Source organism: Clostridium sp. HV4-5-A1G, from assembly GCF_900184915.1.
Lineage (GTDB): Bacteria > Bacillota > Clostridia > Clostridiales > Clostridiaceae > Clostridium_B > Clostridium_B aromativorans.
Map to the genome: position 1 here is coordinate 1 of NZ_FXYI02000183.1, position 6,749 is coordinate 6,749.

The 6,749-nt window shown below is 36.5% G+C and carries 5 protein-coding genes; all 5 read left to right on the forward strand.

The features are described 5' to 3' along the window. Window positions 1-268 precede the first annotated feature (268 nt). Genes J5G60_RS15325 through J5G60_RS15345 form a run of 5 tightly spaced genes read left to right on the forward strand, consistent with a single transcriptional unit; the run spans window position 269 to window position 6,654 of the window. Window positions 269-1,795 (forward strand): L-lactate permease, encoded by a 1,527-nt coding sequence (locus J5G60_RS15325; RefSeq protein ID WP_150358764.1) that lies wholly within the window; start codon window positions 269-271, stop codon window positions 1,793-1,795. Window positions 1,796-1,847: 52 nt separating this feature from the next. Then, entirely contained in the window at window positions 1,848-3,122 is a 1,275-nt protein-coding gene (gene larA / locus J5G60_RS15330) for a nickel-dependent lactate racemase (protein ID WP_150358765.1), read from the forward strand. A gap of 48 nt (window positions 3,123-3,170) precedes the next feature. After that, window positions 3,171-3,959 (forward strand): electron transfer flavoprotein subunit beta/FixA family protein, encoded by a 789-nt coding sequence (locus tag J5G60_RS15335; protein WP_150358766.1) that lies wholly within the window; start codon window positions 3,171-3,173, stop codon window positions 3,957-3,959. 20 nt (window positions 3,960-3,979) lie between these two features. Then, complete coding sequence (locus tag J5G60_RS15340) at window positions 3,980-5,194, forward strand: electron transfer flavoprotein subunit alpha/FixB family protein (protein ID WP_207876572.1); 1,215 nt, start codon at window positions 3,980-3,982, stop codon at window positions 5,192-5,194. 47 nt (window positions 5,195-5,241) lie between these two features. Further along, on the forward strand, window positions 5,242-6,654 hold the full coding sequence (locus J5G60_RS15345) for an FAD-binding oxidoreductase (protein WP_150358768.1): 1,413 nt from the start codon (window positions 5,242-5,244) through the stop codon (window positions 6,652-6,654). The last annotated feature ends 95 nt before the right edge of the window (window positions 6,655-6,749 follow it).

A 6,749-nucleotide genomic window follows, 5' to 3' on the forward strand; every position in this document is an offset into this window, starting at 1 on the left:
ACTTCTATCTTCGTCGGGAGCGTCAGATGTGTTTAAGAGACTTATATAATTTTTTTACTTGTTGAGAGAAAAATTATATGTTTAAGTATGTAAACGTTGTATAAATAGTAGGGTTTAAATGTTAATTGTAAAATTACTTACTGTTAATAAAATAACAATTGTAGAAAAATTGAGACAAATGTGATATTATGTTTCATGAGTGGTAGTACCATAGTACCATAGCATGTAGTACCACATGTTTTATATATTTTAGGGGGAGGGAATAATATTGAATGTTTACTTACTTTTTTTCATAGCACTAATACCAATAGTATGGCTTATGGTTTCATTAAGTGCTTTAAAAATGCCAGGTCATAAAACTTGTCCTTTTACATTGGTTGTAACTATACTGTTGGCAGTACTAGTATGGAAAATGCCAGTGTTAAATGCAGCCACTGCAACCTTAGAGGGGTTTGCTCTTGCCGCATGGCCTATTTTAATTGTAATAATAGCAGCTGTGTTCACCTATAATCTTACCGTTTACACCAAGAGTATGGATGTAATCAAGAAGATGATGACAGGTATAACAACAGATAAGAGAATACTGGTACTTATCCTGGCCTGGGCTTTTGGCGGATTTATGGAAGCTATAGCGGGATTTGGAACTGCAGTTGCCATACCTGCAAGTATACTGGCTGGCCTTGGATTTAACCCACTTTTTGCAGCTATTATATGTCTTATTGCAAATACAACTCCCACCGCTTTTGGAGCTATAGGAATTCCTGTAACAACTCTTGCAAAGGTTGCCAACATTGATGTAACGCAGCTCAGCTATGCAGTAGGTCTCCAATTGGCAATATTGATTGTAATCGTACCCGTTGTACTTGTAATGTTAACAGGTAAAAGCGTAAAGGCAATAAAGGGCTTTTGGGGAATATCCCTTGCATCCGGTATTTCTTTCGCAGTTCCAGAAGTATTGGCGGCAAAATACTTAGGTGCAGAACTTCCTGCAATACTAGGATCAGTAGTCTGTATGATAGTTACAATAGCTGTAGCTAAGATATTTTATAAGAATACTGCTGATGAAAAAGCTGAAAAGGTTTCCTTCAAACAAGGAGTATTGGCCTGGCTGCCTTTTATATTAGTCTTTATATTTGTAATATTGAGCAGTGCATTGTTCCCAACTATAAACAAGGCACTTTCTGCGGTGAAGACATCAGTACCTATTTATACTGGAGAGGGAGCGTCACCTTATGTATTTAATTGGATATCAACTCCAGGTACACTTATCATAATAGCGACTTTTATAGGAGGACTTATTCAAGGTGCTAAGTTTGGTGAAATAACAAAGGTTCTAGGCAACACCTTTAAACAAATGGCCAAATCATCTATTACTATAATTGCCATAGTAGCACTGGCAAAAGTAATGGGATACAGTGGAATGATAAAATCAATATCAGTTGTTTTAGTAGCAGCTACAGGAAGTTTTTACCCGCTGATTGCTCCTATAATAGGTGCACTTGGAACCTTCGTAACAGGGAGCGATACGTCGGCCAATGTATTGTTTGGAGGCCTTCAGGTAGAAGTCGCAAGATCTCTGCACCTGAATGAATTCTGGCTTGCTGCAGCAAACACGGGAGGAGCTACTGCAGGAAAGATGATATCACCTCAAAGTATAGCGGTTGCCACAGCAGCTACAGGACTTGCGGGACAAGAGGGAAAAATATTGAATGCCACTTTGAAGTTTTGTATAGTATACGTAATCATATTGGGCATTATTGCCTACTTTGCGGGACCTTTATTGGGATTTAGATAATTCTGATTTCACCTGATTTTACTAAATTCAAATATTAGAAAGGATGATTGATATGGCATTGATAAAGCTGCCTTATAACAAAAAAACTTTAGAAATTGAAATAGATGACAAGAATCTGTCGGCTGTACTTGAATCAAAGGCAGGGAAGTACAAGACGAAACTCACTGAATCTGAAATAGTTGAAAATGCACTCGATAACCCAATAGGATCTCCTAAACTAGAAGAGCTAGTTAAGGATAAAAAAAATATGGTCATTATAAGTAGTGATCATACAAGACCTGTTCCAAGCAAAATCATAATGCCCATACTTTTAAAAAGAATAAGAGCAGTCAACCCTAAAATCGACATAAAAATTCTAATTGCCACAGGTTTTCACAGACCTACAACAAAAGAGGAGCTTATAGGTAAGTTTGGTGAAGAGATAGTCCAAAATGAAAATATAATAGTACATGATTCCCGTGACAGCAGCAGTTTAGTTAAAATAGGAACATTACCCTCAGGAGGAGAACTTATAATAAACAAGGCAGCAGTGGAAACCGAACTTTTGATTGCAGAGGGTTTTATAGAATCACATTTCTTTGCAGGATTTTCAGGAGGCAGAAAAAGCATACTTCCCGGTATAGCTTCTACTAAAACAATTATGGCCAATCACTGTTCGGAGTTTATAGCAAGTCCTTATGCCAGAACAGGAAAGCTGAAAGGCAATCCAATTCATAAGGACATGCTTTACGCTGCTGAAAAGGCAAAATTGGCCTTTATAATAAATGTAGTTATAGATGGGAATAAAAAGATAATAAATGCATTCACAGGTCACAGTAAATTGGCTCATGAAGAAGGTTGTAAATTTGTACTTGAGTTGTCTAAAGTGAATGCAGTTGAATCAGATATTGCCATTTCTACAAATGGAGGTTATCCACTTGATCAAAATTTGTACCAATCAGTTAAGGGAATGACTGCAGCAGAGGCAACCTGCAGGAAAGGCGGAGTAATAATAATGGTAGCTGCCTGCAATGATGGGCACGGTGGTGAAGGCTTTTACAAGAGTTTGTCAGAAGTAAAATCACCTGAGGAATTTTTGGAAAAAGTTTCAAAGGTTTCAAGAGGAGAAACAGTACCTGATCAGTGGGAATCTCAGATACTTGCCAGAATACTCAGTAAATGTACTGTTATCATGGTTACCGATATGTGTGATCCTCAAATTATAAAGAATATGCACATGCAACATGCATATACTATTGAGGAAGCTCTCAATAAAGCTTATGAAATTGCTGGAAAAGATGCAAAAGTAGCTGTTATACCAGATGGAGTTGCTGTAATTGTAAGTTAAATAATAAAATGTTTTTAAATTTATATAAATTTTGGAGGTAATTTATAAATGGATATATTAGTATGTATAAAACAGGTACCTGGAACTTCTAAAGTTGAAGTAGATCCTGTAACTGGAGTATTGAAAAGAGAAGGTATAGATTCTAAGATGAATCCCTATGATCTATTTGCACTGGAAACTGCACTGAGACTCAGGGAAAAACATGGAGGAATAGTAAAGGTAATAAGCATGGGACCGCCTCAGGCTGCAGATGTAATAAAGGAAGCCTATATGATGGGTGCTGACGAAGGAGTGCTTCTGTCAGACAGAAAATTTGCAGGGGCTGATGTACTTGCAACTTCCTACACCATATCCCAGGGAATAAAGGCAATGGGTCATATAGACCTGATTCTCTGCGGCAAGCAGACTACAGATGGAGATACGGCTCAGGTAGGACCTGAAATGGCGGAGAATTTGGGAATACCTCATATAGCTAATGTACTAAGCATTGAAGAAGTAAAGAATGACTCAATGATAGTTAAAATGGATATGCCCAATACTGTGGAAATATCACAGATAAAATTTCCATGCCTTTTAACAGTGGAAAAAGATATCTTTCAGCCAAGGCTTCCATCTTACAAGAAAAAGGTGGCTACAAAAGACAGAGAAGTTAAGATCTTGAGTCTCAAAGATTTTGAAGATAAAAGTGAAAACAGGTACGGACTCAACGGTTCACCAACTCAAGTAGAAAGAATATTTCCACCTGAAGTAAACACAGATAAAGAGATGTGGAATGGAACTAGTGAAGAACTGGCGGATAGATTGACTGAAAAACTTAAAGAATTAAAATTTATATAGGTTATTAGGAGGAATGGAAAATGGGTAAATTGGTAATAAACAAAGAGAAGCTTACTCCTTCAATTATAAAGGAATTAGTTGATATATGTCCTTTTGGGGCAATGGAGAGCAAAGATGGAGGATTGGAAATAAATGCAGCTTGTAAGATGTGTAAGCTGTGTGTAAAAAAGGGACCAAAGGGAGTAGTAGAGTTTATAGAAGATAAAGTTGAAGAAATAGACAAAAGTCTCTGGAAGGGAATAGCTGTTTATGTGGATCATGTAGAGGGAAATATTCACCCTGTAACTTATGAACTCATAGGTAAAGCTAAAGAGTTGGCAGCTAAGATAAGTGATGATTATCCCGTATATGCTGTATTTGTAGGACATAATATAAAGGATAAAGCACAGGAAATACTTCATTATGGTGTAGATGACGTTTTTCTAAATAAAAAAAAAAAAATTAAAGATTTCATAATAGAGCCTTATACCGCAGCTATGGAGGATTTCATAAGTAAAGTTAAACCTTCAACTCTTCTTGTAGGAGCTACTACCGTTGGAAGATCACTGGCACCTAGAGTTGCAGCTAGATTCAAGACCGGACTTACTGCTGACTGTACAGTACTGGACATGAAAAAAAATACAGATCTCGTACAGATAAGACCTGCTTTTGGTGGCAATATAATGGCTCAGATATTAAATCCAAATCACAGACCTCAATTGGCTACCGTAAGATATAAAGTCATGAATGCACCGGAGAGATCAAAAGATATTTCAGGAAAAATAACTGTCCAGGAAATGGATAGGAAAAAATTTAAATCTGGAATAAAAGTACTTAAAGTAACTAAAAAAGAAGTTGAAAAAGAAATATCAGAAGCAGATATTATAGTTGCAGCAGGCAGGGCATTCAAAAATGAAAAGGATTTGGAAATGGTATATGAACTTGCAGATCTGCTTGGAGGACAAGTAGCTTGTACAAGGCCGCTTATAGAAGCAGGGTGGATAGATTCCAAGAGACAGATAGGACTAAGTGGGAGAACAGTTAAACCAAAACTCATAATAACTTGTGGTGTGTCTGGTTCAGTACAATTTGTAGCTGGTATGAATAATTCTGATTTAATTATTTCAATAAACAAGGATCCAAAAGCATCTATATTCAATGTAGCCCACTATGGTATCGTAGGGGACGTATATGAGGTTATACCAAAGCTCATAGAGAATATCAAAGCAAAAAAAGGTCTGTGCCAACCGGCGTAAATTGCAGATGAATTTCAAATTTTTAAGTTTAGTTTGGAGGAAAAAACATGGAAATGTGTGTTGAAAAATATAAAAAATTAAATAGTGATGATATAAAATTTCTGGTGGATTTACTTGGCAAAGACAGAGTTTTTACAGGAGAAAATATAAATGACGATTACAGTCATGATGAATTGGGTGGAGTCAGCAAATATCCCGACGCAATGGTAGAAGTTTTAAATGCAGAGGAAGTTTCAAAGATAATGTCCTATGCCTACAAAAACAATATACCGGTAGTAGCAAGAGGTTCAGGAACTGGCTTAGTTGGATCATCAGTGCCAATAGAAGGAGGCATAATGATAAACCTAACCAAGATGAACAATATAATTGAATTGGATGAAGAAAATCTCACTTTAACTCTTGAGCCAGGCGTGCTTCTCATGGATATAGCAAAATTTGTAGAAAGTCATGATCTATTTTACCCACCGGATCCAGGTGAAAAATCCGCGACCATTGGTGGAAATATAAGTACAAATGCCGGTGGAATGAGAGCTGTAAAATACGGTGTTACAAGAGATTATGTAAGAGGCCTTGAAATAGTACTTCCCAATGGAGCTATATTGGAGCTCGGTGGAAAAATAGTTAAAAACAGCTCAGGTTACAGCATAAAGGATTTAATATGCGGCTCAGAGGGAACTCTCGGGATAATTACAAAAATAATATTGAAGCTTCTTCCTCTTCCAAAACAATCCATAAGCTTGCTTGTGCCATTTCCAAACCTGGATAAAGCTATAAGTACGGTACCGAAGATAATAAAATCAAAATCCATACCAACTGCTATAGAATTTATGCAGAGAGAGGTCATACTTGCAGCAGAAGAATTCCTTGGAAAGAAATTCCCGGACAATTCGTCAGATGCATATTTACTTCTGACTTTTGATGGAAACAGCAAAGAGCAGATAGAAGCCGATTACGAAAAAGTAGCTGAAATATGTCTTCAGGAAGGAGCCCTTGACGTCTATATTTCAGACACGGATGAAAGGAAAGAATCAGTTTGGTCTGCAAGGGGAGCATTTCTTGAAGCCGTTAAAGCTACCACTACTGATATGGATGAATGTGATGTTGTTGTTCCAAGAAACAAAGTAGCTGAATTTATAAAATACACCAATGAGCTTCAAAGACAATTCAACATAAGAATAAGGAGTTTCGGCCATGCAGGAGATGGAAATCTACACGTATATATTTTGAAAGATGAGCTTTCAGATGAAGAGTGGAAGAAAAAGCTAAGCGATGTATTTGACTGCATGTATAAAAAATCAGAAGAATTACAGGGTGCTGTGTCGGGAGAACACGGTATAGGATATGCCAAGAAAAAATATATATTCCGCCAGTACGGTGATGAATATATGAAACTTATGAGGAATATAAAACTTGCCTTTGATCCTAAAAATATATTGAATCCAGATAAAGTTTGTGAATAATCAGAAATAGAAGAATAAAAACCTTCGTAAAATTTTATGAAGGTTTTTATTCTTTTTTATAGAAAATATTTAAATTTTAATAAAATGATATATAT

Coding starts and splice junctions, on each gene's coding strand:
- J5G60_RS15345 (WP_150358768.1), top strand. CDS start 5,242: ATGGAAATGTGTGTTGAAAAATATAAAAAATTAAATAGTGATGATATA.
- J5G60_RS15335 (WP_150358766.1), top strand. CDS start 3,171: ATGGATATATTAGTATGTATAAAACAGGTACCTGGAACTTCTAAAGTT.
- J5G60_RS15340 (WP_207876572.1), top strand. CDS start 3,980: ATGGGTAAATTGGTAATAAACAAAGAGAAGCTTACTCCTTCAATTATA.
- larA (WP_150358765.1), top strand. CDS start 1,848: ATGGCATTGATAAAGCTGCCTTATAACAAAAAAACTTTAGAAATTGAA.